The 26,906-nt window shown below is 55.9% G+C and carries 26 protein-coding genes and 2 tRNA genes; 12 read left to right on the forward strand and 16 right to left on the reverse strand.

Annotation, left to right across the window (positions count from 1 at the left end; translation table 11 throughout):
- Positions 1-30: 30 nt before the first annotated feature.
- On the reverse strand, positions 31-732 hold the full coding sequence (sfsA, locus tag AACZ19_RS15305; RefSeq protein ID WP_339635349.1) for a DNA/RNA nuclease SfsA: 702 nt from the start codon (positions 730-732) through the stop codon (positions 31-33).
- Positions 733-840: 108 nt separating this feature from the next.
- On the opposite strand from sfsA, the gene AACZ19_RS15310 reads away from it, so the two are divergent.
- Positions 841-1,614, forward strand: coding sequence for a competence/damage-inducible protein A (locus AACZ19_RS15310; RefSeq protein ID WP_339635350.1), 774 nt, complete (start codon positions 841-843; stop codon positions 1,612-1,614).
- A 103-nt stretch (positions 1,615-1,717) separates the two neighbouring features.
- Here the strand turns inward: AACZ19_RS15310 and AACZ19_RS15315 are convergent, their stop codons facing one another.
- Positions 1,718-2,239, reverse strand: coding sequence for a fasciclin domain-containing protein (locus AACZ19_RS15315; protein WP_339635351.1), 522 nt, complete (start codon positions 2,237-2,239; stop codon positions 1,718-1,720).
- 232 nt (positions 2,240-2,471) lie between these two features.
- On the opposite strand from AACZ19_RS15315, the gene AACZ19_RS15320 reads away from it, so the two are divergent.
- The 4 genes from AACZ19_RS15320 to AACZ19_RS15335 all read left to right on the forward strand — a co-directional run bounded on the left by AACZ19_RS15320 (position 2,472) and on the right by AACZ19_RS15335 (position 5,957).
- Positions 2,472-2,558 (forward strand) — tRNA-Leu (locus tag AACZ19_RS15320).
- A gap of 38 nt (positions 2,559-2,596) precedes the next feature.
- Positions 2,597-3,796: a cytochrome P450 gene (locus AACZ19_RS15325; protein WP_339635352.1), complete on the forward strand. Its 1,200-nt coding sequence runs from the start codon at positions 2,597-2,599 to the stop codon at positions 3,794-3,796.
- Between the two features lie 75 nt (positions 3,797-3,871).
- Positions 3,872-5,206: an ABC transporter substrate-binding protein gene (locus AACZ19_RS15330; RefSeq protein WP_339635353.1), complete on the forward strand. Its 1,335-nt coding sequence runs from the start codon at positions 3,872-3,874 to the stop codon at positions 5,204-5,206.
- Between the two features lie 94 nt (positions 5,207-5,300).
- Positions 5,301-5,957, forward strand: coding sequence for a hypothetical protein (locus tag AACZ19_RS15335; RefSeq protein ID WP_339635354.1), 657 nt, complete (start codon positions 5,301-5,303; stop codon positions 5,955-5,957).
- Positions 5,958-5,967: 10 nt separating this feature from the next.
- Here the strand turns inward: AACZ19_RS15335 and AACZ19_RS15340 are convergent, their stop codons facing one another.
- Both AACZ19_RS15340 and AACZ19_RS15345 read right to left on the reverse strand, forming a co-directional pair.
- Positions 5,968-6,600 (reverse strand): MarC family protein, encoded by a 633-nt coding sequence (locus AACZ19_RS15340; protein ID WP_339635355.1) that lies wholly within the window; start codon positions 6,598-6,600, stop codon positions 5,968-5,970.
- Positions 6,601-6,742: 142 nt separating this feature from the next.
- Positions 6,743-6,818, reverse strand: a tRNA-Lys gene (locus AACZ19_RS15345).
- 229 nt (positions 6,819-7,047) lie between these two features.
- On the opposite strand from AACZ19_RS15345, the gene AACZ19_RS15350 reads away from it, so the two are divergent.
- Entirely contained in the window at positions 7,048-7,611 is a 564-nt protein-coding gene (locus tag AACZ19_RS15350; protein ID WP_339635356.1) for a peptidylprolyl isomerase, read from the forward strand.
- Positions 7,612-7,616: 5 nt separating this feature from the next.
- On the opposite strand, the gene AACZ19_RS15355 is transcribed toward AACZ19_RS15350, so the two are convergent.
- From AACZ19_RS15355 to AACZ19_RS15365, 3 genes are all read right to left on the reverse strand, one after another.
- A complete protein-coding gene (locus AACZ19_RS15355; protein WP_339635357.1) occupies positions 7,617-8,075 on the reverse strand; it encodes a cupin domain-containing protein in 459 nt (152 codons plus the stop codon).
- Positions 8,068-8,823, reverse strand: a complete 756-nt coding sequence (locus AACZ19_RS15360) for a glucose 1-dehydrogenase (protein WP_339635358.1) — start codon at positions 8,821-8,823, stop codon at positions 8,068-8,070. The genes AACZ19_RS15355 and AACZ19_RS15360 overlap by 8 nt, the downstream gene beginning before the upstream one ends.
- Positions 8,824-8,921: 98 nt before the next feature.
- Positions 8,922-10,679 (reverse strand): ATP-binding protein, encoded by a 1,758-nt coding sequence (locus AACZ19_RS15365; RefSeq protein ID WP_339635359.1) that lies wholly within the window; start codon positions 10,677-10,679, stop codon positions 8,922-8,924.
- A gap of 182 nt (positions 10,680-10,861) precedes the next feature.
- Between AACZ19_RS15365 and AACZ19_RS15370 the strand changes: the two genes are divergently transcribed.
- Positions 10,862-11,632, forward strand: coding sequence for a DUF502 domain-containing protein (locus AACZ19_RS15370; protein ID WP_339635360.1), 771 nt, complete (start codon positions 10,862-10,864; stop codon positions 11,630-11,632).
- Here AACZ19_RS15370 and recG read toward each other — a convergent pair.
- Positions 11,624-13,714 (reverse strand): ATP-dependent DNA helicase RecG, encoded by a 2,091-nt coding sequence (gene recG / locus AACZ19_RS15375; protein ID WP_339635361.1) that lies wholly within the window; start codon positions 13,712-13,714, stop codon positions 11,624-11,626. The genes AACZ19_RS15370 and recG overlap by 9 nt on opposite strands.
- Positions 13,715-13,868: 154 nt before the next feature.
- Between recG and AACZ19_RS15380 the strand changes: the two genes are divergently transcribed.
- Both AACZ19_RS15380 and mfd read left to right on the forward strand, forming a co-directional pair.
- On the forward strand, positions 13,869-14,147 hold the full coding sequence (locus AACZ19_RS15380; protein WP_339635362.1) for a succinate dehydrogenase assembly factor 2: 279 nt from the start codon (positions 13,869-13,871) through the stop codon (positions 14,145-14,147).
- 6 nt (positions 14,148-14,153) lie between these two features.
- On the forward strand, positions 14,154-17,648 hold the full coding sequence (mfd, locus tag AACZ19_RS15385; protein WP_339635363.1) for a transcription-repair coupling factor: 3,495 nt from the start codon (positions 14,154-14,156) through the stop codon (positions 17,646-17,648).
- Here mfd and AACZ19_RS15390 read toward each other — a convergent pair whose 3' ends face one another.
- On the reverse strand, positions 17,649-18,293 hold the full coding sequence (locus AACZ19_RS15390) for a DsbA family oxidoreductase (RefSeq protein WP_339635364.1): 645 nt from the start codon (positions 18,291-18,293) through the stop codon (positions 17,649-17,651).
- A gap of 71 nt (positions 18,294-18,364) precedes the next feature.
- The gene (locus AACZ19_RS15395; protein WP_339635365.1) at positions 18,365-19,669 is read right to left on the reverse strand and encodes a diguanylate cyclase; all 1,305 of its coding nucleotides are present in this window, start codon (positions 19,667-19,669) and stop codon (positions 18,365-18,367) included.
- Between the two features lie 200 nt (positions 19,670-19,869).
- Between AACZ19_RS15395 and AACZ19_RS15400 the strand changes: the two genes are divergently transcribed.
- Positions 19,870-20,637, forward strand: coding sequence for a glucose 1-dehydrogenase (locus tag AACZ19_RS15400; protein ID WP_339635366.1), 768 nt, complete (start codon positions 19,870-19,872; stop codon positions 20,635-20,637).
- Positions 20,638-20,654: 17 nt separating this feature from the next.
- On the opposite strand, the gene AACZ19_RS15405 is transcribed toward AACZ19_RS15400, so the two are convergent.
- From AACZ19_RS15405 to AACZ19_RS15430, 6 genes are all read right to left on the reverse strand, one after another.
- Positions 20,655-21,266, reverse strand: a complete 612-nt coding sequence (locus tag AACZ19_RS15405) for an NAD(P)H-dependent oxidoreductase (protein WP_339635367.1) — start codon at positions 21,264-21,266, stop codon at positions 20,655-20,657.
- Between the two features lie 33 nt (positions 21,267-21,299).
- A complete protein-coding gene (locus tag AACZ19_RS15410) occupies positions 21,300-21,866 on the reverse strand; it encodes a hypothetical protein (RefSeq protein ID WP_339635368.1) in 567 nt (188 codons plus the stop codon).
- A gap of 75 nt (positions 21,867-21,941) precedes the next feature.
- Positions 21,942-22,982 carry an ACR3 family arsenite efflux transporter gene (arsB, locus tag AACZ19_RS15415; RefSeq protein ID WP_339635384.1) on the reverse strand — a complete coding sequence of 347 codons (1,041 nt, stop codon included), beginning with the start codon at positions 22,980-22,982 and terminating at the stop codon, positions 21,942-21,944.
- Between the two features lie 92 nt (positions 22,983-23,074).
- Positions 23,075-23,590: an arsenate reductase ArsC gene (locus tag AACZ19_RS15420; protein WP_339635369.1), complete on the reverse strand. Its 516-nt coding sequence runs from the start codon at positions 23,588-23,590 to the stop codon at positions 23,075-23,077.
- A gap of 16 nt (positions 23,591-23,606) precedes the next feature.
- Complete coding sequence (locus AACZ19_RS15425) at positions 23,607-23,924, reverse strand: metalloregulator ArsR/SmtB family transcription factor (RefSeq protein WP_339635370.1); 318 nt, start codon at positions 23,922-23,924, stop codon at positions 23,607-23,609.
- 192 nt (positions 23,925-24,116) lie between these two features.
- Complete coding sequence (locus AACZ19_RS15430; protein ID WP_339635371.1) at positions 24,117-25,148, reverse strand: alpha/beta hydrolase; 1,032 nt, start codon at positions 25,146-25,148, stop codon at positions 24,117-24,119.
- 152 nt (positions 25,149-25,300) lie between these two features.
- Between AACZ19_RS15430 and AACZ19_RS15435 the strand changes: the two genes are divergently transcribed.
- Positions 25,301-26,026, forward strand: a complete 726-nt coding sequence (locus AACZ19_RS15435) for a carbonic anhydrase (protein WP_339635372.1) — start codon at positions 25,301-25,303, stop codon at positions 26,024-26,026.
- A gap of 253 nt (positions 26,027-26,279) precedes the next feature.
- Positions 26,280-26,891: a hypothetical protein gene (locus AACZ19_RS15440; protein WP_339635373.1), complete on the forward strand. Its 612-nt coding sequence runs from the start codon at positions 26,280-26,282 to the stop codon at positions 26,889-26,891.
- Positions 26,892-26,906 lie beyond the last annotated feature (15 nt).

Consider the following 26,906-nt stretch of genomic DNA (forward strand, 5'->3'; position numbering starts at 1 on the left):
ATAATACCCTATCTGCCCTCGAAAAAAAAGCTAGGGATTAATCGGAATGGGCGAACCCAGACCTATTTCGCTGGTGGTTATATGGCAGTCATAACATAAAATTTCAACGCCCGCCTCCTGTGCAACCCGAAAGGCGTCGGCATAAGCGGGGTCGATATCCGCAGCAAGACGAAAGGCCGTGCAGTCGGCTCTCTGCACCAGATAGAACATGACGGCGCGCTTGCCCTCCGCCACCATGTTCGCGAGTTCCTGCAAATGCTTGGTGCCGCGGGCGGTTACGGAATCCGGAAATTCCGCAATTTCACCGCCGCGCATCAGGGTGACATTCTTAACCTCGACATAGCAATCGGGTTTGCCACCGCCGGACAGCAGCATGTCAATGCGCGAATTCGTCCCGTATTTGACCTCGCGGGTGAGGGTGTCATAGCCGGCAAGCGCCTCTACCTCGCCGTTTGTAATCGCTTCGGCGACAATACCGTTCGGATGGGCAGTATTGATCCCGACAAGGGCGCCGTCCGCCTCTACCAGTTCCCAGCTAAATTGCAGCTTCCGCTTGGGGTTGTTGGCCGGGGAAAGCCAGACCGTCATCCCGGCGTCCTTCAGCCCCATCATTGAACCGGGGTTGGCGACATGAGCGGTGATGACCTCCCCGGTTTCAAGCTCAACGTCCGCCAGAAAGCGTTTATAGCGTTTCATCAGGCGGCCCCTGATGAGAGGTGAGGGAAATTTCATGTGTCGTCGCCGAACAATATTCAAGTGGGATGAAAATAGCAGATGCCCTTTGTAATCTGTTTGCTATGATAACGGCAAGCCCGAGTCCAGAATTAACAGGTACACTCAATGTCCGACCCGACCAGCTCTTCATCGAAGACCGTGACCGCCGCCGTTCTTCTAATCGGTGATGAAATCCTCTCCGGACGGACGCAGGACAAGAACATGGCCTGGATGGCCGGACGCCTGACTGAGATCGGCGTCCAGCTCCGGGAAGCCCGGGTCGTGCCGGATATCGAGGCGGAGATTGTTGCCGCGGTAAATACTCTCCGAGCCAAGTTCGACTATGTCTTTACTACCGGTGGGATCGGGCCAACCCATGACGATATTACCGCCGATTCCATGGCCGCAGCCTTCGGCGTTAGTATTGATCATCATCCCGAAGCGATGGCCATTCTCACCCGCCATTACGAGACCAGCGGGATCGAGTTCAATACTGCCCGAAAGCGAATGGCACGTATTCCCGATGGCGCCAGCCTGATCAATAACCCGGTCAGCAAGGCGCCGGGCTTCCGGCTTGAAAATGTCTATGTCATGGCCGGGGTCCCGACCATCATGCAGGCGATGTTCGAGGAAATTGCGCCCGAACTTAAAGGCGGCGCGAAGATGCAGAGCCGGACCATCGGCGCCGGCGTGCCCGAAGGCAAGGTGGCTGATGCACTCGGCGAATTGCAGTCCCGCTATCCCGATGTCTCGATGGGATCCTATCCCTATTTCCGGCAAGGGGAGGTAGGAACCAACCTCGTGCTGCGCTCGACCGACGTTGCCGCCCTCAATCGCGCGTTCGATGAACTGATGCAGGCTGTGGCGGAACTTGGCGCGGTGGCGATCGAGACCACATAAAAAACACCGGGCTACAGGGACCAAGAAGAGGAGATGGAGAGAAACATCTTCCTGGTACCCTTGCCCGGCGCTTTCGGTCAGCTAAGGGCTGACTTGATAGAGACTATTTTACCGGCGGCAGAATAACCGTGTCAATTACATGGATCACACCATTGCTGGCCATAACATCTGCCGCAATGACCTTGGCAGAGGCATTCAACATCACTCCGTCTGTGCCGTCGATCATGATGGGGCTGCCCTGAACGCTGGCAGCATCCATTTTCTTGCCGACAACAGCAGAGGCCGGAACTTTACCGGATACGACGTGGTAAGTCAGGATTTCAACAAGCTTATCCTTATTTTCCGGCTTCAGCAGGCTTTCAACTGTGCCCGCAGGAAGTTTTGCAAAGGCCGCGTCTGTTGGTGCAAAAACTGTGAACGGTCCCGGGCTTTGCAGGGTTTCAACCAGACCGGCAGCCTGCACAGCGGCGACCAGCGTATTGAACTGGCCCGCATCAATTGCCGTTTCGACAATATCTTTTTCCATCGGCATCGGCTTTTCAGCCATTTTTTTATCTTGCGCACACGCCGCCGCAAAAACGCCGACAAACATGATGGTGGTAACGATTTTCAGAATTCTGGACATTTCCCCTCCTCGGGTTAGTAGTTGGTTTCAAAACCCAGATGTGATCCGCGTTTGGAAAGAATTACGGGGGAGGGTTCATTTCGGATCATCAGTATCTTCGATTTACGATCACTGTTTTGTGAAGTACGTGATGATTATCGCGGAGAGAGAAAATATTTTTCCCTAAAAAATTGGGCAAGGGGGCAATATCTTCTTGTCTCGCAATACCGCTTTGATTAGGTTGCAAAACGCTGCCCGCATGGTGAAATTGGTAAACACAGTAGACTTAAAATCTGCCGCCCGTAAGGGCTTCCCGGTTCAATTCCGGGTGCGGGCACCATCGCTTTGGCAATTATTTCGGTTGGGGAGGGACCGATTATGATTTTCAGCCTTGAGCATATCGACAATCCCTATCCTCATTATGCCGCCCAGCGGGAGAAGCATGGCATTTATTTCGAAGAGGAGATGAAGGCCTGGATCGTGCTGGAGCATGATCTGGTGGTGGCAGCGTTCAAGGATGCACGGCTTTCCTCGGACAGGGTGTCGAAATTTCGCGGTAAATTTTCCGATAAAAAGTTGAAACCGCTGTTCCATACGCTGTCGCTGCTGATGCTGCAGCGGGACGAGCCGGACCATACGCGGCTGCGCAATCTTGTGCATTACGCGTTCAAGCGGGCGGCGGTGGAGAATTACGACGACAGCATCCGGCGGCTGGCGCGGGAGCTTCTGGCACCGGCTATTCAATCCGGGACGATGGAGCTGGTCTCGGACTATGCCGTGCCGCTCCCCATCCTGGTGATTTCCGAGATCGTCGGCATTCCGGCGGAGGACCGCAAGCAGGTCAAGGCCTGGTGTGACGCCTTTTCCATCGTTGCGCTCAATTTCTACGCCAATATCTCAGATGAAGAACTGCAAGCGGGCGCGACGGCGGTTCAGGAATTCACCGATTACCTTCAGGAGAAGATCGAAAAACTCCACCGGGAGCCGGAAGATAACCTGCTCTCCGCCCTTGTCCATGCGGAGGAGGACGGGGAAAAGCTCAGCCTTGACGAGCTGGTTGCCAACACATTGCTGCTATTGAATGCCGGAAACGAAACCACCTCCTGCCTGCTAACCAACGGAACGCTGGCGCTGCTTCGTAATCCACGCGAAATGGCGCAGCTTCGGGAAAACCCAGAGCTGATCCGGACAGCGGTGGAAGAATTGCTCCGTTTCGACAGCCCACCCCAGTTCATTGGCCGCATGGCAGCGGAAGAGATTGAATTTGGCGGGGTAACCATAGGTGAGGGGGATCTGGTGCTGCTGGCCCTTGGCGCGGCGGGACGGGATCCCAAAACCTTTGAGGCGCCGGACGAGTTGCATGTCGATCGCCATCCGAACCATCATGTCAGTTTCGGTAGTGGCCATCATATCTGCGCCGGGATCCAGCTGGCCCGGCTGGAAGGGCGGATCGCGTTCGAGGTGTTGCTGGAAACCTTCTCGGACATAGTGCTTGCGACCGACGACGTAAAATTCGGCCACAATGTCAATCTCCGGTCTCCGGTCGCGCTGCCGCTTAAACTCACGCCCGCCCGATAAAGATTTTTGCAATTTTCCGGCAAAGCCATAATATACCAAGATGGTTAACCGTAACGACAGCTGAAGGACGGCCAAGTGGGGACAATTCGCAAAATGACGCTCGCCCTCGGTCTAGGCGCGCTGGCCCTCGGATGGACTGCGGCCGTCCATGCGGATAACAGGGGCGCCCGCGCAGAAGCGGCGATCCTCTCGATTTCCGAAAAGGCCAAAAGCATTCTCTCCCAGCCCGGCAAGCCGCTGGCAGAGCGGGAACGGCACCTTATCGCCACCATTGGCAGAAATTTTCATTTTACCCTGATTGCGGAACTGGTGATCGGACCAGGCTGGGAAAAACTGCCGCATGATCAGCGTCAGGAGTTTCTCGATCTTTTCCGTGATTTCTTTCTCTCCTCCTACGGCAGTCAGCTTGGCGGCTATCCGGATGATGAGTTCGTCATCCTCTCGGTCGCCGAGAAAGGCTCCCGCGATGCTTTCGTCCGGACCACGCTCACCCGGCCGAAGCGGGAGACGATCACCCTCGACTGGCGAATTCGCGAGGTGCTGGGACGGCCGCTGATCATCGATCTGCTGATCAACGGGACGAGCGTCGCCATCAGCCATCGTGAAAGCTTCAATCAGGTGATAGCCAGCGACGGCATGGAAGGGCTGATTACCCTGTTCAAGATCCGCGCCGAACGCCTTGATACGGAAACGCGCGACTATGCTGCCGGTCAGGATTTGTTCGAGCAGGGACGCTTCGCCGATGCCGTGGCCATATGGGAAGAGCTTGCCCGCAAGGGCGATCCCAAGGCGCAGTACAACCTCTCCGTCATGTACGACCAGGGTCGCGGCGTCGATCCCGACAGCAAGGCGGCTGAATTCTGGAATAAAAAGGCACGGGCGGCAAACTATGCACCCGCCATCCACAACCACGCGCTGACCATGCTGGCCAGCAAGGAGGAGGGGGCAGCCATTGCCCTTTTGGAAAAATCCGCGAAAAATAATTTTGCCCCGTCCCAATATACGCTCGGCAAGATGTACAGCTACGGCATCGGCGTGAAAGAGGATGCGCCGCGCGCCTTCGACTATATCCGGCAGGCGGCGGAGGCGGGCCTGGCACCGGCGCAATATAATCTCGGCAAGGCCTATCGTGACGGCTATGGAACGGAGGCGGATAATGTTGCGTCTGTCGAATGGTTCGAGAAATCGGCCCGTCAGGGGCATGGCAGGGCGCAGGAAAAACTCGCGACCCGATACGGCAAGGGAGAGGGCGTCCCGCAGAATGATGTCGAGGCCCTGAAATGGGCCATCCTTGCCGCGCGCGAGGATATCGTCGAGGCGGAAGAATGGGAAAAGCTCTATCGAAGCCGCATGTCCAACGCCGACATAACCCGCGCCGAAACCCTCGCCAACGACTTCAAACCGCAGTAGGAGAGGGCGGAAAGAGTTGTGGGGTGGGGTGGTTTCTGCTAGGAGTTGGCGCATAGTCATTCCTGCACTACAAACAACCCGGGTGGACATTATCGTGACGGCGCTGAAAAATCTGGAATCCACATTCAAGACCAGCCTCGATCAGGCGGCGCATACAGACGATCCCTATGACCTGTGGGAGCTGAGCGATCTTTTTCCGGTCCCGGTGGTGGATGACCTGCTCGCGCTTGAGATCGGGCCCGGCGAGATGGATTACCGGATCGGCCGCCGCGAGATCAATAACGACAAGCGCAATTATTTCGATGTCGAACGGCAGGCCAGCACACCGGTCGTCAAAAGCGTCGCCGAGCTGTTCCAGTCCCCGGAGACCGTTGCCAATATCGAGAAGAAATTCGATATCGACCTTACGGGGACTTTCCTCCGCATTGAATACACGCAGGACCGGGAGAGTTTCTGGCTGGAGCCGCATACGGATATCGGGGTGAAGAAATTCACCCTGCAGATATATCTCTCGCGCGATGAGGAGGCGGGGAGCTGGGGTTCCTCGGTCTATAAAGACAACCAGACCTTCGTGCGCAATGTGCCTTTCAAGAGCAACTGCGCCATCGTCTTCGTGCCGTCCCCGCACAGCTGGCACGGGTTCAAGCCGCGCCCGATCAACGGCACCCGCAAGACCCTGATCGTCAATTATGTCACGGATAAATGGCGCGCCCGGGAGGAACTTTCCTTTCCGGCAACTCCGGTCCGCTAGGACCCCACAGCTATTTCGACAGGGCAGGGATCAGGGCGGTGATCCCGGACGTCAGCATACCCACGGAAAGCGCCACCAGCACCATTCCCATAATCCGGGTCACCACCGCCATGCCGCTTTCCCCGAGCCGCGTCGAGAGCGGTCGTGAAAAGGCAAACAACAGCCCGACAAGCGCGGAGAGCACAACAACCGCAACGGAAATCTCCACTTTCGCCATGATATCGGGATAGCGCTCCGCTCCGACCAGCGCCGTCGCCATGGTGCCGGGACCGGCGACAATGGGGATGGCAATGGGAACGATGGCAACGGAGGCACGTTCCTTTGCATCCTCTGTTTCCTCTTGGCTTGTCTTGTGCTCCGTCTTGTTGAACAGCATATGCAGCCCGATCATCAGGACGATGATGCCGCCCGCCGCGCGAAGCTCGTTCACATTAATGCCGAAGAACTTGAGCAACAGGCCGCCAGTCCAGACAACAACCAGCAGGATGACAGCGCAGGCGATGGCGCTCCGAATGGCAACATTGCGCGCGTCCGGGCCGGAGTATCCCGCTGTCAGTCCGGCAAAAATGCCGACATTGCCGATCGGGTTCATCATGGAAAATAGAGCCGCCACAATCGCCATCAACTCCGGTTCCGTCATCATTTGCTGTCCCTGCTGTTTGCATCTGATCTAAATCACTGGGTCAATTTATAGCCATTGAGGCGCAAAAATCCATCCCCTTTCGCGGAAGGAATAGAAGGTGGAGGAGCGCAAGGATGGGGATGACAAATCAGGGGAGAGAAAATGGTGAGCCCGACAGGATTCGAACCTGTGACCCGCTGATTAAAAGTCAGCTGCTCTACCAACTGAGCTACGGGCCCACTATTTGCGGTATGTATCGCAACCAAGCTCCGTGCAAATATGCCCCGTAGTGTCGCAATGCGGCTGCAACATAGGGTCGTCTCAACGGATGGTCAAGCATCCATTTTGTTTTTTTTGGGCCGGTGCGGAATTTGCGGTTATTTGCCACATTAGCGTTTTAAATATGGACGTCGTCGCCTCTAAATGGCAGAAAAAAGAAGCTTTTACAGTTAATAAAAGAGGAAGCGAATGGTTTCGAAGTTTTTGTCCCGAATGTTTCTGGTTTTCGCGTTGATCGGCATGACCAGCCTGCCGATGAAAAACGCGCTCGCCGCGGATCCGGAAAACACGCTTTATCTTGATCTGCAATACGGACGGGTGGTGATCGAGATGCGGCCCGACCTTGCGCCCACTCATGTCGCCCGGATCAAGGAACTGACACGCGAAGGGTTTTATGATGGCGTGAAGTTCCATCGCGTGATCCAGGATTTCATGGCCCAGACGGGTGATCCGACAGGGACAGGCCGGGGGGGGTCCGGTCGCAAGCTCCGGGCTGAATTCTCCAATACGCCCCATGTTCGCGGCACTGTTTCCATGGCGCGAGCCCAGTCGCCGCATAGTGCGGACAGCCAGTTTTTCATCGTTCTGGCGGACGCGCCGCATCTGGACAAGCTGGGATATACGGTCTGGGGACGTGTGATCGAAGGAATGGAATATGTCGACCTGATCAAGAAAGGCGTCGGGCAAAGCGGTATGGTCCCGGGTGAGCCGGACATCATCGTCAAGATGCAGGTCGCGGCGGACGCGGAGTAGCCGGATTATCTCCCGGGCGGCGGATTGTCGGCAAACCACTGGACTATGGCGGGCATGTCCCGCTCGAACCCGCCGGGAATGAAAATATTGAGAAACCCGGCGCGGGCGTCAGTCTTGTTTGCAAAATCATGAGTGACGTCGACGGGAACCCGAAGAAAAGTTCCCTTTGGCGCCTCAATCTCCTCTCCATCCAGATAGAAGGTGACTGTTCCCTCAAGGACGAAAAAGATATCATCCTCACTTTCATGGGAATGCGGACCGGAGCCGGATTGATGCGGCGCCAGCCACCATTCCGAAATGGAGTAACTGGCCTCCGTTTCCGCCTCGTCGGCCAGGAAATAGCTCGTCATGCCGCCCATGTCATACCGGCGGCCACCCGAGGGCGGCACGTTCTGGACTTTCCCTGTCTCCAGCTTGCTCCCTGCCACAATCGCCTCCTTCATTCCCTGTTTATGTCTAGACACAGCGGCCGCCATCCACTTCCAGTGCAACGCCGGTGATGAAGGAAGCATCGTCCGAGGCCAGCCAGAGCGCAGCGTGCGCCAGATCGCGCGGCGTATTCTCCCGCCCGAGCGGAATGGTGGAGACAAACTTGTCGCGGATTTCCTGGGTATCGACGCCGCCCATGAACTCAACCGCCATCGGGGTATGGGCAAACACAGGGCAAAGCGCATTGACCCGCACCTGCTTTGGCGCCAACTCGACCGCCATGGATTTTGACATGGTGAGAACCGCGCCCTTGCTCGCATTATACCAGGTGAGGCCGGGACGGGGGCTCAAGGCTGCCGTGGAGGAGATATTGACGATATTGCCACCCTTCTCCAGCATATGAGGCGCGATTGCCTTGGTCGTGAGGAAAAGGCTTTTGACATTCACTTCGAAGATCTTGTCGAAGGTGCCTTCATCAACATCGAACATGGACCCGTTCCGTTGCGGCATCCCGGCGTTATTCACAAGAACATCAATCTTCTGGAAATTATCGAGGGTCTGCTTCGTCATGGCCGCGATATCGTCGGCACTGGTGACATCGGTTTCGCTGCTGATGGCAACACCGCCGTCGTCAGTAATGCTTTTGGCCACAGCGGCTGCGGCCGCACCATTTATATCGCTAACCACCACTTTCGCGCCTTCAGCCGCGAACAGTTTTGCCATTGCCTCGCCAAAACCCGAGCCCGCACCGGTGATGATGGCCACTTTATCTTTTAATCGCATGAATTTCCTCCTGTCATCTCGCAGGATACTTCACCTTTGGCCGACAATTGGCAAGAGTAGGAAGCAAAAAAGTTTCCGAAAAGGAGACGGGGAAGTGATCAGGCGGCCTTGCGGCGAACGCGATCCTGCGGAAGATAGAGGCTGACTTCTGTTCCCTCACCGTATCTGCTGCTTAGCTCCAGCCGACCGTCATGCAATTCTGCAAGATTTTTGGACAGCGGCAGACCGAGGCCTGTGCCGTGATATTTGCGGCTCTTATCGTTATCTACCTGCACAAACGGGGTTAAAGCCCGTTCGATATCATCTTCACGGATACCGATGCCATTGTCGCTTACACTGATTCTAACACCCGCATTTTCCAGCACATGGACAGAAGTGATTATGCGCCCACCGGTCGGCGTGAATTTGATCGCATTGGACAGCAGGTTGATCAGGATCTGCTTGATCATGCGGCGATCAGCGAAAATCTGCGGCAGCAGCGGATCAAATTCCAGCTTGATATTGATATCATTGTCGATGGCGTTTTGCTGCGTCAGTCGAATGCATTCATTGACCAGTACATCAATTTCGACTTCCTCTTCCTTGATCTTTTGCTCTCCGGCTTCGATCTTGGAAAAATCCAGAATGTCATTGATCAGGTCGAGAAGGTGGTGCCCGCTCGAATTGATGTCATGGGCATATTCCAGATATTTGGGATTACCGACGGCGCCAAAAATCTGGCTGATGATTACTTCTGAAAAGCCGATAACGGCGTTGAGAGGCGTCCTCAGTTCATGGCTCATGTTTGCGAGGAACTTGCCTTTAAGCTGAGCCGCATATTCCGCTTCATCCTTTGCCTGCTTCAGAAATTCCTCAATCTGCATCTGAGCGGAAATGTCACGGATAACAAGTTGCAGGACATTCCGTTCCCCATAGAGCAGGGCAGAGGCCTCCATTTCAACATTTGTTTGGGTTCCGTCTTCCCGAATGACCTTCGATTTTAGCGACGGCAGGTTATTCACCATCCCGGCATCTTCCGCATCGCTGAAATAAGGGGCCAGCCCCTCGCCATCGGAGAAGGGAAAATAACTGGAAATCTTCTGACCGATCAGGTCATGGCGGCCTTTGACCTTAAACAGATCAAGCGCCGCTTCGTTGACATAGATGATAAAACCGCCCTTGTGCGCCACAATTGCATCGGGGGAAAGCTCCACCATGCTGCGATAGCGATCCTCATTCTCCCGAAGCGCCTGCTGCGCCATCCGGTTTGTGGTAACGTCATTCAGAGTCAGTACAAATCCGCCTTCAGGTCGTTTGTTGAAAGCGCTTTTAACAATCCGGCCATCGGTGAAATGTCTGTCAACCACTCCGGTGGGCAAGTTTTCAATTGCTTCAACCACCCCGGCGATAAACTGGTCCTTGTCATCACCGACATTCACATAATGATCGAAACATAAATCAAGCACCTCATGAAATGTGGTATCCGGCGTTAGCTGGGCCTCGTCAAGACCGACCAAGTCGATATACTTCCGGTTCCATTTCACCAGCTTGTAATTCTCGTCATACACACCGATCCCGACTGCGACATTTTCAAAGACAGTATCAAGAAGTGTTTCCCGGGATATCAGGGTCCGGTTTTCCTTTTTCGCTTGACTTGACTGCAGGAAGATCAGTGTAAAACACACCATCAGGCTGCCCATGGCAAGGAGAGAGAGATAGGGCGTCGGGGAAAATCCGGCAAGCGAGAACAGCAGAAGAACCGTACCGAGTGTCCCGGCAACCATGGCAGCCCCGCGCGTCCAGAGCGTATTTTCCATTTTTCGAGCGTTCATCGACCGTAGATCAGCCTTCATTTGCGGATGCACCACAAACGGCATCCCGGTTTCCTGACCAGTCTAAACCCTTTGTATTAATAGTAGGTTTACGCCCGGAGATACTGCTTCACACGCAGCTTTAAATTTCAAAAGACAGAAATTCGCCTTCGTGGTAAGGTGTGCCATTCACCGGGGACAGTTGTTAAGTCAATAGTTTTTATATTGTTTTAGAAGTTATAGTCGAGATGTTCAAAAAATCGAGCGGCGCGGAAAATTCCAACGAAACCGAACGTAAAACTATCCTGGTGGAACCCCCGACGAAGCCGCGGCCGCTGGCGCGCCTGAGAACCTATTTCCTGACCGGTATTGTGGTGACGGCACCGATTGCGATTACCATCTACCTGACCTATGTGTTCGTTTCCTTCGTCGATGCCAATGTCACGCCACTTATTCCCGCGCGGTATAATCCGGAAACCTACCTGCCGTTCGGCATTCCCGGCCTCGGGGTCATTATCGCCGCTTTCGCGCTGATCCTGATCGGCTTTCTCACGGCCAACTATCTCGGACGTACGCTGCTCGTGCTGGGCGAACGGATTGTCGGGCGAATGCCGATTGTCCGCTCAATCTACAATGCACTCAAACAGATCATGGAGACGGTGCTGGCGCAGTCGAGCACGTCTTTTCGTGAGGTTGTCCTTCTGGAGTACCCCCGAAAAGGGGTCTGGGCGCTTGCCTTTGTCACCAGTACCGCGAAAGGAGAGGTGAGCGCACAGCAGGAAGAGGACATGATCAGCATTTTTCTGCCGACAACGCCCAACCCGACCTCGGGTTTCTTGCTGTTCGTGCCGAAAAGCGACCTGACTTATCTCGACATGACAGTGGAGGAAGGGGTCAAGCTCGTCATTTCCGCTGGAATGATCTGGCCGGAGCCGCCCAAGAAAAACGGCGATACACCGGAGAAGAAGAAACTCCCTCCACCCGAAGCGGACACGGAAACGGAAAAACCGTCAGCCTGACAGATACCGGATAGCGCTGTCCCGCTCGAAAAGATACAGCAGGGTTTTGAGTGCCTTTCCGCGTTCGCCCGACAGTTTTTCGTCCTTCTCCAGCACAAGCCGGGAGTCGTCGTGGGCGATGGCGAGCAGGCGGGAATGATCATGCAGATCGGCAATTCGAAATTCCGGCAGGCCGCTTTGCCGGGTCCCCAATATCTCGCCCGCCCCACGCAGCCGTAAATCCTCTTCTGCAATCCGAAAGCCGTCCTCTGTCTCCCGCAGGATCGCCAGCCTTGCCTTCTGCGTCTCACCAAGCGGCGGGGCGTAAAGCAACAAGCAGGTTCCCTCCAGCCCGCCGCGGCCGACCCGCCCGCGCAGCTGATGCAGCTGGGCGAGGCCGAACCGCTCGGCATGCTCGATGATCATGACGGTCGCCTCGGGCACATCGACGCCGACCTCGATGACTGTCGTGGCGACCAGGATGCTGATCTCTCCGGACATGAAGCGCCGCATGGTAGCGTCTTTCTCCTCCGCTTTCAGGCGGCCATGGATCAGCCCGACCTGATCGCCATAAAGCGTCTTGAGATGGACGAACCGTTCCTCCGCCGCCGCGACATCCAGGACCTGCGACTCCTCGACCAGCGGACAGACCCAGTAAATCCGCTCCCCCGCCGCCAGCTTCCGGCCGAGACCGTCGGCCACTGCCTCCAGCCGGTCCAGATCGATAGCGCGGGTATCGACGGGTTTCCGTCCGGGCGGTTTTTCCGCGATGATCGACACATCCATATCGCCATAGGCGGTGAGGGCGAGGGTGCGCGGGATCGGCGTTGCCGTCATTACCAGGACATCGACACCGCCCTTGCCATCACGCCCCTTGGCGCTCAAGGCAAGGCGCTGATGCACGCCGAAGCGGTGCTGCTCGTCGATAATGGCGAGACCGAGGTCGTGGAATTTTACATCCTCCTGAAAGAGCGCATGGGTACCGACCACAAGATCAACCGTGCCACTTGCCAGTTCCTCAAGGATGGCGGCGCGTTTCTTGCCCTTGAGGCGGCCCGTGATCAGCAGGCATTTGAGCCCCGCTGAGCTGGCCAGCGGCTCGATGGCATTGAAATGCTGATGGGCGAGAATTTCAGTCGGCGCCATAATGGTCGCTTGCGCCCCCGCCTCGACCGCCGTTGCCATCGCCAGCAGGGCGACCACAGTCTTGCCGCTACCGACATCGCCCTGCAGCAGTCGGAGCATGCGATGTCCGCCCGCCATATCGGCCTCAATCTCTGAAAGCGCAGTGTTCTGCGCGCCGGTCAGGCTGAAGGGCAGGGCGCTCAGGATTTTTTTCCGGATTTCCCCGGTACCGGTGAGAGACCGGCCGGGCTTTCGCTTCATGCTACGACGAACCAGCTCCAGGGCCAGCTGGTTCGCCAGTAGTTCATCATAGGCGAGGCGCGCCCGCGCCGGGGCATCGCGGTCAAAATCCGCCTCCTCCGACGGGGCATGGGCCTTGAGAAGGCTTTCCCGCCAGCCGTTCCAACCCTCCCGCGCGAGCAGGCTCGCATCCTGCCATTCCGGCAAATCGGGCAGTATCGGCAGGAACTGGCGCGCCGCCTTGATAAAGGTCTGGTTGGTGAGCCCGGCGGTCAGCGGATACACCGGCTCGGACAGCGGAATATCCGAGGCAGCCTCCCGCGTCGCGATATAGTCGGGATGGGTTATCTGATAGGTACCGCCATATTCCTCCAGCTTGCCGCTGACCAGCCGTTCGCTCCCTTCGGGAAGCTGCTGCCGCAGATAGGGTTCGCGACCATTGAAAAAGGTGAGGGTGAGGGGCTGCGCACCCACCTCGCACTGGATTTTATAGGGCGCCCGGCGGTTTCGCGATGGAAGGTGATGATCGACCTTGAGCGCGACGACAATAGTCCGGTCAACAAGGTCCGGCGTCAGCGCCGTCACCTCATGGCGTGTCACCAGTCCCGTCGGCAGATGCCAGGCCAGATCGACGATATTCGGCCCGGCCAGCTTCTCGATCAGCGCCGTCAATCGCGGCCCGATGCCTTTAAGCTTGCTGACGGGGGAGAAGAGTTGAAACAGGATTTCCGGGCGCACCGCATTCCTCACGATTGATTTGGGGCATTGTGATCTCTCCGGGGGGCCAAGGTCAATGTTCGTGAGAGGGAAAATGGCTTTTCCTGTCACTTCCTGCTGACATCAGGGGCGAGACAGGCTATATCCAACCTCAACCAGAAAAGAGCTTGCGATCATGACCGAAGATATCACCATCCGCCGAAAACGGCTTATTCATCGTTCCCGCTATACCGGCATGAAGGAGACGGACCTGTTGCTGGGCGGATTCGCCAATAAATATGTCGGCGGCTTTTCCAGCGATCAGCTTGATACCTACGAAGCACTGCTGCAGGCCGGAGACCCGAACATCTATGTCTGGGCTGTCGGGCGGGAGGATGTCCCGGAAGAATATCAGAGCGATGTCATGACATTGCTTCAGGAATTCAGCACGTTTGAGCAACGCAGCAAAGTTTAAGCCTGTATGAGTGATACAACGACCTCTCGCCTGTGCTCCCGCATTTCGAAGCTTGCAGAGGCGGATCATTCCTTTCGCATTGAAGCGGTGCCGGAGGGCTATGACGCCTTCCTGCTGGGCGAACTTGCGCGCGTATCGGAGCGCGATATTCTCTATGTGCTGCGCGATGATGTCCGCATGGCCGCCAGTGAGGCGGCGCTTGCCTTCTTCAATCCGGATATCGATGTCATCAGCTTTCCCGCGTGGGACTGCCTGCCCTATGACCGGGTGTCGCCGAACCCGGAAATTGTCGCCCACCGGATGACAAGCCTTGGCCGCATGACCGACAGGGCAGCCAAGCCCCGTATTTTCCTGACCACCCTCAACGCCGCGACGCAGCGGGTGCCGCCGATCGAGATGGTGACAGACAGCCGTCTCAACGTGGGAGTGGGGGACAAAATAAACGGGCAGGAGCTGACGGCCTATCTGGTGGCCAACGGCTTTTCGCGTATCGGTACGGTCATGGAGCCAGGGGAATTTGCGGTGCGCGGCGGCCTGATCGATATATTTGCGCCGGGCGCGGCAAACCCTGTCCGCCTTGACCTGTTTGGCGACAAAGTCGACGGCATTCGTGAATTTGACGCCCTGACGCAGAGATCGACGGGGAAATTCGACCATTTAGAGCTCACTGCGGCATCGGAATTTCTCCTGAATGATACCTCGGTGCCGCTGTTTCGCTCCGGCTACCGAGCGGCTTTCGGCGCGATCACCCAGGATGATCCGCTTTATGAGGCGGTCAGCGAGAAACGCCGTCATGCTGGGATGGAGCATTGGCTGCCGCTCTTTCATGCACGGATGGCAACGATTTTCGACTATCTTCCCGAGGCGGACCTGTTTCTCGATCATATGATCGAGGAGGCGCTCGCCGCACGGCATGATACGGTCATGGACTATTATGAGAGCCGGCGCGAGGCGGCGCCGACAGGCAATGCCGACTACAATCCCCTTCCGCCCGCGCAGCTCTATCTCGATCCCGAGGAATGGCAGGCCGTCATCACCAGCCGGGCCGCCGGTCAGTTCTCGCCCTTCAAAAGCGGGGCGGAAGGCGCGCATGTCATCGATGCGGATGGCCATGCTGGGCGGGACTTCGCCCCCGAACGGGCCCGCCATGAAGCCAATATCTATGAGTATCTGAAAAGTCACGTCGTCGAAAAACTGAAGGAAAACAGGACGGTTATCCTAAGCTATTTCACCAATGGTTCAAGGGCGCGAAATAAAACAGTGCTGGCCGATCATGGCATTGAACCCATACGGGAGGTTGATTATTTCGAAGGCACGACCGGGAGCAATATTCCCAATCTCGCCGTTCTCCCGCTCGAAAAAGGGTTCGAGACGCCGGATTTCGTCATTATCGGCGAGCAGGATGTCCTCGGCGACCGGCTGGTGCGGCCGCGCAAATCCTCCAAGCGGAGCGAGAATTTCATCGCCGAAGCCTCGCAGTTGTCACCTGGCGACTATGTGGTCCATGTCGATCACGGTATCGCCCAGTATGAAGGGCTGACGACCATCGAGATATCCGGCGCGCCTCATGATTGCGTGACCCTGCTCTATGCGGGCGGCGACAAGATCTACCTGCCGGTCGAGAATATCGAGATGCTGTCGCGCTATGGCGGCAGCGACATGACGGTGGTTCTGGACAAGCTCGGGGGCTCCGGCTGGCAGGCGCGCAAGGCGAAGCTGAAAAAGCGGGTCATGGAAATGGCCGACCAGCTGATCAAGATCGCCGCCGCGCGCCAGCTTCGCAAGGCCGAGCGGCTCTCGCCGCCGGACGGGCTCTATGCTGAATTCTGCGCCGGTTTCCCGTTCGAGGAAACGGAGGATCAGCAGAAGGCAATCGAGGATACGCTCGCCGATATGTCGAGCGGGCGGCCGATGGACCGGTTGATCTGTGGCGATGTCGGGTTTGGCAAGACGGAAGTTGCGCTCCGGGCAGCCTTCACCGCCGCCATGGCCGGACAGCAGGTGGCCATTGTCACCCCGACGACCCTGTTGGCGCGACAGCATTTCAAAGGCTTTAAAGAACGCTTTGCCGATCTTCCCGTAAAGATCGCCCAGCTTTCGCGCATGGTCACCACGAAGGAAGCCAATCAGGCCAAGGCCGATCTTGCTGACGGAAAAGTGGACATCGTGATCGGCACCCATGCACTGCTGGCGAAATCCGTCAAGTTCAAGGACCTGGGGCTTGTCATCGTCGATGAGGAGCAGCATTTCGGAGTCGCGCATAAGGAGCGGCTGAAAGAGCTTCGTGCCGATGTGCATGTGCTGACGCTGACAGCGACACCGATCCCGCGCACCCTGCAACTTGCCATGACCGGCATTCGCGATCTTTCCATCATCGCGACACCGCCAGTCGATCGGCTCGCCATCCGGACTTTCGTATTGCCCTTCGATCCGGTAGTGCTGCGCGAAGCCCTGCTGCGCGAACATTACCGGGGTGGTCAGAGCTTTATCGTCTGCCCGCGGCTTTCCGATCTGCCCTCCATCGGGGATTTTCTGCGCAATAATGTACCGGAGGTGAAATATGTCACCGCCCATGGCCAGCTTCCGGCGAAGGAACTCGATAGCGTGATGAACGCGTTCTATGACGGCGCGCATGACGTGCTGGTGGCGACAAATATTGTCGAATCCGGTCTGGATATCCCGTCCGCCAATACGCTGATTACCTATCGCGCGGATATGTTCGGCCTGGCGCAGCTCTATCAGATCAGGGGGCGTATCGGCCGATCGAAAACCCGGGCCTATGCCTATCTGACGCTACCACCCCGAAAACGCCTGACGGATGCCGCGGAAAAGCGCCTGCGGGTGCTGCAATCGCTCGATACACTCGGCGCCGGGTTCACGCTGGCCAGCCATGACCTTGATATTCGCGGGGCCGGAAACCTGCTCGGTGATGAGCAATCGGGCCATATCAAGGAAGTCGGGTTCGAGCTGTATCAGGAAATGCTGGAAGAAGCGGTCGCCAATGCGCGCGGATCGGAACTCGGCAGTGCAGGGGAGGCGGAGGATAAATGGTCACCAAGCATCAATATCGGCACCTCCGTCCTGATCCCGGAGCATTATGTCGCCGATCTCTCGCTCCGGATGGATTTGTACCGGCGGATCGCGGCGCAGGAAACGGCGGAAGAGATTAACGCATTCGCCGTCGAGCTTGTGGACCGCTTCGGGCCGCTCCCCGACGAAGTCTCCCATCTGGTCGAGGTGATGACGATCAAGTATTTCTGCCGCGAGGCCAATATCGAGAAGATCGAGGCCGGGCCGAAGGGAGCTGTGTTAAGTTTCCGGGACAACAAGTTCGACAATCCGGGTGGATTGGTGGAGTTCATCTCCCGTGCACCGGGATCGACCAAACTGCGCGGGGATCACAAGCTGGTTCACAGCCGCAGCTGGGAGCATCCGGAGGATCGCCTGAAAGGGGTGCTCTGGCTCGCGCAGAACCTCGCGAAGATCGCTCGCGCCGCGTGATTACTCCGGCGCCCGACCGCCCTCGGCTTCGATCTTGTCGAAGGCTGCGAGAAAGGCGGAAGAATCTTGCGCGCCGGAAAGCGCATATTTGTCATTCAGGATGAAGAACGGCACGCCGGAGATACCCATCTGCCGGGCACGCATATCCTCCTGGCTGACAAGGTCGCGATCGGCGTCCTTCTCGAATAATTCCGCCACCAGATCCATATCCATGCCGGCTTCCTCGGCCGCGGCAAGCAGGACGGCTCTATCGCCGATATCTTCGCCATCAAGGAAGAAGCGCCGGAACAGGATTTCCACCATTGCATCCTGACAGCCTGCCGAATGGGCCCAGCGCAGCAGCCGATGGGAATCGAGCGTATTGGGAGAGCGTTCTATTTTTCCAAATTCAAAAGGAATATCAACAGCTTTCCCTGCATTCTTTACATTCTCGTAAAGCTCTTTTGCGCGCTCCTGACTGCCGAATTTCTGCGCAATAAATTCCTTGCGATCGGCACCACCGGCGGGCATGTCGGGATGAAGCTGAAACGGATGCCAGGTGATTTCAACATCCAGATCCGGCCGGGCGGCCAGGGCTTCCTCTAGTTTGCGCTTGCCGATGAAGCACCATGGGCAAACGGTATCGGAGACAATATCTATTTTCATATCCGGAATATAGGGTCCGCTAAGGCGGGGGACAAGAAAATATTGGAACGATCAGTCTGCCAAAATGGGGCTCAGGCCGCCTTCTCATCCACCATTGGCAGCGTGAGGCCGCGCTCGACGACATCTTCTATGCTGTCACCGGAGCTGACTTCTGCCATACCAATCAGCGGTTCCGCCCGGATCGGCATCGCTGTTCCGGGAAGCGCGAAGTCTGTGTTTTTCAGAACCCCCTCCACCCGTTTCAAGGCAATCATCGCCTCCTGCCGGCGGGTGGCGGGCAGGGCGATCACGAAATGACCGGTGCTGTAATGGCAACAGAAATCCTCCCCCCGCACAAGGCTGGAGAGGGTGGAGCCGACCTGTCGGAGAAGCTGGTCCCCGGACGGATAGCCATAGTCCGCCGTCACCTCATCAAAATTTGCGATTTTAAGGGAGGCGACGGTCATCACCTTGTGCTGCGCCGCGTGCTCGGAAAACATCTTCGGTAGATGTGCCCGCATGAAGCCACTGGAATAGAGATCTGTTGGGCCGTCCGCCACCGGATGCGGCTTGGCAATGCGGAAAAGTTTCTGGATGGCGAAGCGATATCGATGCTGCTGAATCTGAAGACCCGCACGGTTGACCAGTGCATCCATCTCTGTCTCATGCAGAATGATGTCGGAGACGCCATGCACATAGGCGGCGCGGCGATTTTCACAATTCTCAAGGACCATCAGCACCGGCAGGTTATAAAGCTTCGTGTCGGCGCGGATGTCATAGCAAAGACGCAGGTTGCTGTCGCCATGGCCGACCCCGGAGAGAATAACCGCATCAAAGCGCCTCGTCCGCAAATCATCGATCGCCATGTCCGGGTTCTTACAGATATGGATATTCGTCCGGGTATCCAGACGTAGGAGAATGTTTCCAAGCACGACTGTCTTGTTGCCGACGATCAGGATATTGGCCTCCCCGATATCCGGCTCCGGCGAGGTTACACCGCTAATATCGACCCCATAGGTTTCCGTCGTCGCAATGCGCCGGACAAGCTCCTGTTCCATTGTTTCAAGGCGGACGAGGGCACGGACACGACTGAGCAGCTCAAGATCGCAATAACCAGGAGAGATAGTCTGGATACGGCATTTGATATCCGCCGGCCCCACAACCAGCGTCGGAAAATTATGGGCTGACGCCATCATCGCAATGTCCTTCACATTGACATTGGCGGCGTTGTTCTCCCCATCTATCAGGATGAGATCAAACGACTGATCTCCAAAATCCTGCTCGAACATGGCGAGAAATGACAGCCGCGTACAGCGATATCCTGCCTCAATAAGGCAGGGTTCTATGGTGTTGGCCGGGCTGTCGGAGACAACCAAAAGATTGGCGGCGTAACGCATTTTACAAGATCTCCCATAGTCAATCCCTCCCGTTTTAAATAAAAAATCTTAAAAATACGTGAGTTTCCGGCGCATCTGTCCAAATCCGGAAAGTTGCAAGAGGTGGAAGTTGAAAAGGAACCTTGATTTTGACGCGAGGAGGGGAAATCATGTAAGCCCGTCAGAGACAAGAACAACAAATTCGAAGCAGGAGAAATTACATGACGTCGCCCCACACTCTCGAAGGCAGGCATGCACTGGTAACAGGCGCTTCTTCAGGGCTCGGCTGGCAGTTCGCCTTGACGCTGGCGCGGGCGGGGGCGAAAGTCACGCTGGCGGCGCGGCGGACCGAAAAGCTGGAGGCGCTGGCGAAGGAGATTGCGGCGTTCGACGGGCGCGCCCTGCCGGTGCGGATGGATGTCACGGATGTCGGCAGCATCCATGAGGCGCTGAGCGCCGCCGAGACGGAGATGGGGCCGGTCAATATCCTTGTCAATAATTCCGGCGTCAGTGCCCAGTGCCGCGCCGAAAAGGTGACGGAAGAGGATTTCGATTACGTCATGAATACAAACGGGAAGGGGGCCTTTTTTGTTGCGCAGGCTGTCGGCCAGAGCATGATCCGCCATGGACAGGGCGGCAAGATCATCAACATTGCCTCCGTCGCCGCGAGAAGAGTTCTCAAGCAGAGCATCACCTACTGCATGTCGAAGGCCGCCGTCCAGCATATGACCCATGCCCTCGCCGATGAGTGGGGCCGCTATAATATTCAGGTAAACTGTATCAATCCGGGATATATTGTGACGGAACTGAACAGAGATTATTGGGAGACGGAATCGGGCAAGCGCCTCATTTCGAAGCTGCCGCGCCGCCGGGTCGGAACGCCGGACAAGCTCGACAGCGCGCTGCTGCTGCTCGCCGGGCCCGGATCGGACTTCATGACGGGTTCCGTGCTGGAGGTCGATGACGGCATGACAGTGCAGGGGTTCTGAAACCCGTTATCCCGGGACTACATTCCGTTCTTGTAGAGTTTGAGATTCTGGTGCTTCTGCCGCACCGGTGCCATCGCCCGGGATGTCTCCACCAGGAAGGTGAGGGCGTAGACAAGGCGCGCCATCAGGCGGCCGTCAAGATCACTGGCCGGATCGCTGCTGAACAGGCTCTCTACCTGCCGAAGGATCACATGGTCCGGCATCCACCAGATAAAGTTGTTCTTGTAACCGCTCATGCGGAGTTCAGCGACCGGATAGGCGCCGCCGGTGCCGGAGCTGACCGCGACGATCTGCGCTGGCTTGTGGGCCAGTTCCCCGCCATCGCACATCAGCAGGAAGTTTTTCAGGTGCGGCGGCACCATGCCGGCCCATTCGGGAGAGATCACGACAAATCCGTCGCAGGATTTGAGGCAGTCGGATATCGGTTGCCAGAAGGCTTTCATCTCGCTCCCGCTTTTCCATTTGTCCTCGTTCCAGAGCGGAATCTCCAGATCCCGGAGAGCGAAATATTCCACTGATACCGAAGCATCAAGTTCTTCCAATAATTCCTTGATATAATGACCAATTCTACCGGATTCAAATTTCTCCCGGATGCTTCCGACAATTATACCAATTTTGAGTTCCGACATACTCTTAGTCTATCCTTTTCTTGGTGTTTCCGGCTAGAAACTTCCCTCTAGGTTCAGCGATTTGATCAACTCATAATAGCCAAAGATGGCGACGACGAAGAAAGCAACCAGAACCAGCTCATGCTTGAACTGATGGGAATGAAAAAATCTGCGGTCACGATGATGAATAACATCCATCAGTTCGTCCCCAAAACGAATGGAAAGAAATGTGCCAATACCCGACAGCACGATCACTCCCCAGTAAGGGTAGGGCGTGATGATGATCTGCCTCAATAACTTCGTGATCAGCGTCGTGTCGTAATAGGATGCCGCATAGCTGAGGGAAAAAACATTTACCAGAATGGCAATGGCCCAAACCGCAAGTTCCGACAGGATCATGCGAATGCCGAACAGCAGCCGCAACGGGAAATCGAGAAGGAAGCCGGCATCGGCGATCGGTGTGCAAAGAACGAAGAAGCTCCATGTCAGCAGTGCCGACACCCCGCCCGTGAGCAGATCAAATTCATAGGTGAGATAGGCGAAATATCCGCCGAGTAACGCGAGCAGAAGGAAGAACTTGATGAGAACCTGCTTCGAGGGCTTGGCAACGGTGTCTTTCATGCGTCCGAATATGCAGCATTTGCCTGAAGATACAAGATAGTTATTGGGGCACGCGATGGAAATTATCGCGCTAATTCATCCTGTTTCCTTGGGAAAGAAATGCTGCGTCCGGTTGGCAAAGGCGACAAGGGAAAGCATGACCGGGACTTCCACCAGCACCCCGACGACCGTCGCAAGCGCGGCGCCGGAATTGAGGCCGAACAGGCTGATGGCGACGGCGACGGCAAGCTCGAAAAAGTTCGATGTGCCAATCAACGCGCAGGGAGCGGCAACCTTGTAAGGCACGCGCCATGCCCACGCCGCCCCGTAGGCAAGAGCGAAAATACCGTAGGATTGCAGGAGCAGCGGCACGGCAATCAGGACGATCAACAGCGGCCTGTCGAGAATGACCTGCCCCTGAAAACCGAACAAAAGGACGACCGTCATCAGCAGGCCGATCACAGAGAAGGGTTTGACTTTGGCCGTAAACGCCTCGACCGGCGCATCGCTTGCCTTCGCCGGGCTCCGCGACATCAGCAGATGGCGCGTGATCGCCCCGGCAATCAACGGCACAACCACATAGAGGCCAACAGACAGCAGCAATGTCTCCCACGGGACAACGATATCCGTCACCCCGAGCAGTAGGGCGACGATCGGCGCAAAGGCGAAAATCATGATCACGTCATTTACTGATACCTGCACGAGGGTATAGGCAGCATCACCACGCGTCAGCTGCGACCAGACGAAGACCATCGCCGTGCAGGGGGCTGCTCCCAGCAGGATAAGTCCGGCGATGTAGGCCTCGGCGTCCTCCGGCGCGATCAGGTCGGCGAAGACATATTCGAAGAACAGCACCCCGAGCGCCGCCATTGTGAACGGCTTGATCAGCCAGTTCACGATAATGGTCAGGATGAGACCCTTGGGCCGATCCCCGATATGAGAGAGGCTCGCGAAATCGACACTAACCATCATCGGATAGACCATCGCCCAGATCAATACCGCGACGACAAGATTGACCGACGCGTATTCGTAAGAGGCAATGACCTCGAACAGGGCAGGAAACAAATTCCCGAGCAGAATACCGGCGAGAATGCAAAGCGCCACCCAGAGGGAAAGCCATTTTTCAAAAAAGCCGATTTTGGCGACCTCCGGCCTTCTAGCGGCCGGAAAGTTGTCAGTGTGTTGATGTGTCACTATTTTACTCTTTTATTTTAGAGAGTTACGGGAAATTATTCCGGCGTCGCCTTATCATCCGCGGTGCCGATATCATCGAGATGTTTTTGGAGGGCAAGCTTTTCGAGACTGGAAATCGGCAGGTTCACAAAAACCGATATCCGGTTGCTTAGCATCCTGTAAGCCTCCGTGAAGGCGACCATGATTTCCGCTTTCGTGCCCGCTGCGTCGGCCGGATCCGGAACGCCCCAATGGGCGCTCATCGGGCGGCCCGGCCAAATCGGACAGACTTCATTCGCCGCGTTATCACAGACGGTAAAGACAAAGTCCATTTTTGGCGCATCCGGCCCGGCAAACTCATCCCAGGATTTGGAACGGGCAAAGCTGGTGTCGAAATTGAGGTTCCGGAGCAACTCAAGAGCAACCGGATGAACCTCTCCCTTCGGGAAGGAACCCGCCGACCAGGCCTTGAACATTCCCTTGCCAACCTTGTTCATGATGGCCTCGGCCAGGATCGAGCGGGCTGAGTTTCCGGTGCATAAAAATAGAACATTATAAAGGGGTTCTGTCATTTTCCTAATCCAACATTCAAGAACAATTGATTTCTTCGAAAACGCGATCACATATTTCCGGCCGTCCGTTGCAGCAGTCCGCCATCAGGAAGGAGAGGAGGCCGCGCATGGCGTCAAAGTCGGCAAAATAACGCACCGTTCGGCCCTGCCGCTCATTCGAGATCAATCCGGCATTCAGGAGAATGGACAGGTTCGTCGACATGGTATTCTGACGCACCCCCAACTCATCCCCGATATCTCCTGCCAGCATGCCCTGAGGTCCCGCCGTTACAAGCAAACGGAACACATCAAGCCGTGTCTTCTGGCTCAGGGCCGCGAGGGCCCGCAATGTCATATTTTCATCCATATATCTTGAATAGTAGATATATTAAGACTTGGCAAGAGGATTTTATCTTCTCGTTGAATTGGGACGGTGATCGGCGAGGGAGAAGGCATAATGACATATGACAATGGCATTTTACCGTTCTCAACTGCCAATAATAACCGATAGAAATTAATTACCTGAAACGGGCAAGCCATTGCCTGGCTAGCCAGGCCAAACGTCCGGCACCGATGTCACCAGCCAATGGGTGAGGGCGGCGTTAACCTCAGCGGGTTTCTCCTGCGCCATCCAGTGACCGCAGGCAATATTCCGGCTGGTCAAGTTCCGGCATAAGCGCTTCATGGGGTCCGTCAGCGATGAGCGGACGCACTCGCAAGTATAGTCATACTCCGCCAACAGGAAGAGGGTCGGCATGTCGAGATAGCCGTCGTTCAGCGCCTCGTCGGCATACTCCGCGTTTGCCCTGTTATTCATGTAATAGGAATCGGGGCCGAAAAATCCGTTGCGCTTGAGAAAGGCCGCATATGTCTTCAGGTCTTTTTCGCTCACGACATCCCCATCGCGCGGGATATCCGGCGCCTCCGTCGCGCCGCCATACCAGCCACCCTGATTTCGCACATGGGCGGTGAGAGCAGGCTTATCCCTATGACCATCCTTACCCTTGCGGAACAAGGCCTTTGCCGTGTTATAGGGATGTGCGTCGAAGACGGCGCAGGCCTTGGCGAAATTTTCCTCATAAAAACGAACATATTCCCATTGTCCGGCCGGAAATTCAGCTTCCGGATAAAGCGTCCGGTCAATCAGTGGCAGACAGGCATCCAGACCGCGTTCCAGCGTATGATAAGGAACGCAAAGGTTTGCGATGGCGTGACAACGGTCCGGATGGTGGCTGGCAATATTCCAGACTGTCGGGCTGCCCCAGTCATGACCTACCCAGACCGCTTTCTCGCGGCCAAGTGCGTCCAGCAGTTCGATCATGTCCGCAACGACTTCCCGTTGCGCATAATCCTCATGCCGCTTATAAATACTGGAACGGCCATAGCCGCGCATGTCCGGCGCGACAGCATGAAAGCCGAGACCTGCCATAACCGGAAGCTGGTGACGCCAGCTCAAGGACAGTTCCGGCCAGCCATGCACGAAGATAATGAGCGGCCCATCTTCCGGCCCGGCGGACAGGTGAAAATTCGTGTGACGCGCGCTTTTGGTGACATTCTCGGTGATAGTTGTGCTTATCATATTCTTTCCCAACCGGCGTTCCTATTGTATTTCTTACTTGATCCTAGCACTGGCGAAGCAGTAATTGTCAATGACGTTGCTTGACGAGTCAGAGCCTATGTGAAACGCTTCCAGAGCAATCAAAAATTCCGGTCCGAAGGGGATTAGAATATATGTGTGAACGACACGACAGCATTTTACCAGAAACAATGTTCTCACGCCGCACTCTTCTGAAAGCCGGAGCATTTGCAGCCTTTACACCCTGGAGCTTCACGCATTCCATCGCCGCAGAATCGACTGCAGCTGCAAACGCGATCACACCCGCTGATGCCTTACAACGGTTGATGGCCGGAAATGCTCGTTATGCAGCGAATACGCCGAATAACCGCGATTTCATGGCGGATCGGGCTGCCCGCGCAAAATCCCAATTTCCGATTGCGGCTATCCTGAGCTGCGCTGATTCACGTGTCGCACCGGAACTGGCATTCGATCAAAACCCCGGAGACCTCTTTGTCATGCGGGTCGCCGGAAATGTCATGAGCCCTCATCTGCTGGCCTCACTGGAATATGGTGTCAAGTTTCTGGGCACACCTTTGGTTATGGTTCTTGGCCATACCAATTGCGGGGCTGTCAGTGCCGCAATCAGCGTCCTGAAGGATAAAGCGGAACTCCCCGGTCATTTGTCCGGCTTGATTGAGGCGATCAAGCCAGCTGTCGTGCAAGCCAAAGCCAGCCAACCGAAAAACCTTCTAAACAGCGCCATAACTGAAAATGTGCGTCTGCAGGTCGCCGATCTAAAACAGTCTTCGCCCATCATTGACAAATTTTATGCAGATAAAAAAATTGATATTGTCGGCGCGATCTATGATCTGGAGACCGGGAATATTGCCTTGGTGTAAATGTTCGCTCTCAACTTCCCAACAATTCCTGGCAAGGTCCGCCAGTAACAGAATTTAAAGTCCCTCACTCGGATTTTTGAAGCTTTGCTTTTAACGCGTGTCGTGTTTGAGAGCAAATAACGATATTTTTGCACGATTAACCACCGCTTCATGGCCAGATCGCACGCATATTAACCAAAAATTCAGGGCTTGGATCGTAAAGCTTACAAAGAATATTTTTAAGCTGATAAAAATTTTGAGAGGCCTCATCACTATGAGCAGAAAAGTTATATTAATACTGGCGGCGTTCCTGACACTGGCAACGGCTACCACCAGTTCCACATTCGCATCCGAGAATGCTCCGCCCAAGGATCTGGTGGACGCAGGCGCGATAAACGAGTTAAAGCAATGGCTGGCTAATCCGGTCGTCAGCATTTCTATCAATTCGCAGAACCGGAAATATAGCTCCGTCAATCAACAAGCCATTGACGATCTTGACAAGCAGTGGCGCGCCGAGCGGGAAAATCAGGACCAGCCCCTGATCGCGGCAACCCTGAGCAGCCCGCTTTCCAGCTACCTGACACAAATCCAGGCGGCATCCGGCGGTCTTTATGCCGAAATCTTCATCATGGATGCCAACGGCCTCAATGTCGGGCAAAGCTCCATCACCTCTGATTTCTGGCAGGGCGATGAAGCCAAGTTTCAGGAAACCTTCAGCAAGGGCATGAATACCGTCTTTGTGGACGAGCCAGAATTCAACGAAGATACCAAGACATGGCGCGTGCAGGTCAGCATGACGATTGCAAATGACAAACAGCAGCCAATCGGGTCGATCACCGTTGAATATAACCTGACCGAGTTGAGCCGTCGCAAAGCCTCTGCTTAAAGAAAGTGCGTTAGT

Origin of the sequence: uncultured Sneathiella sp., from assembly GCF_963973085.1 — a bacterium.
In the GTDB taxonomy this organism is placed as follows: Bacteria; Pseudomonadota; Alphaproteobacteria; order Sneathiellales; family Sneathiellaceae; genus Sneathiella.

What these genes read in the sequence shown, in the direction of transcription:
- sfsA (WP_339635349.1), bottom strand. Translation starts at nt 732, where the DNA reads ATGAAATTTCCCTCACCTCTCATCAGGGGCCGCCTGATGAAACGCTAT.
- AACZ19_RS15310 (WP_339635350.1), top strand. Translation starts at nt 841, where the DNA reads ATGTCCGACCCGACCAGCTCTTCATCGAAGACCGTGACCGCCGCCGTT.
- AACZ19_RS15315 (WP_339635351.1), bottom strand. Translation starts at nt 2,239, where the DNA reads ATGTCCAGAATTCTGAAAATCGTTACCACCATCATGTTTGTCGGCGTT.
- AACZ19_RS15325 (WP_339635352.1), top strand. Translation starts at nt 2,597, where the DNA reads ATGATTTTCAGCCTTGAGCATATCGACAATCCCTATCCTCATTATGCC.
- AACZ19_RS15340 (WP_339635355.1), bottom strand. Translation starts at nt 6,600, where the DNA reads ATGATGACGGAACCGGAGTTGATGGCGATTGTGGCGGCTCTATTTTCC.
- AACZ19_RS15350 (WP_339635356.1), top strand. Translation starts at nt 7,048, where the DNA reads ATGGTTTCGAAGTTTTTGTCCCGAATGTTTCTGGTTTTCGCGTTGATC.
- AACZ19_RS15360 (WP_339635358.1), bottom strand. Translation starts at nt 8,823, where the DNA reads ATGCGATTAAAAGATAAAGTGGCCATCATCACCGGTGCGGGCTCGGGT.
- AACZ19_RS15365 (WP_339635359.1), bottom strand. Translation starts at nt 10,679, where the DNA reads ATGCCGTTTGTGGTGCATCCGCAAATGAAGGCTGATCTACGGTCGATG.
- AACZ19_RS15370 (WP_339635360.1), top strand. Translation starts at nt 10,862, where the DNA reads ATGTTCAAAAAATCGAGCGGCGCGGAAAATTCCAACGAAACCGAACGT.
- AACZ19_RS15380 (WP_339635362.1), top strand. Translation starts at nt 13,869, where the DNA reads ATGACCGAAGATATCACCATCCGCCGAAAACGGCTTATTCATCGTTCC.
- mfd (WP_339635363.1), top strand. Translation starts at nt 14,154, where the DNA reads ATGAGTGATACAACGACCTCTCGCCTGTGCTCCCGCATTTCGAAGCTT.
- AACZ19_RS15390 (WP_339635364.1), bottom strand. Translation starts at nt 18,293, where the DNA reads ATGAAAATAGATATTGTCTCCGATACCGTTTGCCCATGGTGCTTCATC.
- AACZ19_RS15395 (WP_339635365.1), bottom strand. Translation starts at nt 19,669, where the DNA reads ATGCGTTACGCCGCCAATCTTTTGGTTGTCTCCGACAGCCCGGCCAAC.
- AACZ19_RS15400 (WP_339635366.1), top strand. Translation starts at nt 19,870, where the DNA reads ATGACGTCGCCCCACACTCTCGAAGGCAGGCATGCACTGGTAACAGGC.
- AACZ19_RS15405 (WP_339635367.1), bottom strand. Translation starts at nt 21,266, where the DNA reads ATGTCGGAACTCAAAATTGGTATAATTGTCGGAAGCATCCGGGAGAAA.
- AACZ19_RS15410 (WP_339635368.1), bottom strand. Translation starts at nt 21,866, where the DNA reads ATGAAAGACACCGTTGCCAAGCCCTCGAAGCAGGTTCTCATCAAGTTC.
- AACZ19_RS15420 (WP_339635369.1), bottom strand. Translation starts at nt 23,590, where the DNA reads ATGACAGAACCCCTTTATAATGTTCTATTTTTATGCACCGGAAACTCA.
- AACZ19_RS15425 (WP_339635370.1), bottom strand. Translation starts at nt 23,924, where the DNA reads ATGACATTGCGGGCCCTCGCGGCCCTGAGCCAGAAGACACGGCTTGAT.
- AACZ19_RS15430 (WP_339635371.1), bottom strand. Translation starts at nt 25,148, where the DNA reads ATGATAAGCACAACTATCACCGAGAATGTCACCAAAAGCGCGCGTCAC.
- AACZ19_RS15435 (WP_339635372.1), top strand. Translation starts at nt 25,301, where the DNA reads ATGTGTGAACGACACGACAGCATTTTACCAGAAACAATGTTCTCACGC.
- AACZ19_RS15440 (WP_339635373.1), top strand. Translation starts at nt 26,280, where the DNA reads ATGAGCAGAAAAGTTATATTAATACTGGCGGCGTTCCTGACACTGGCA.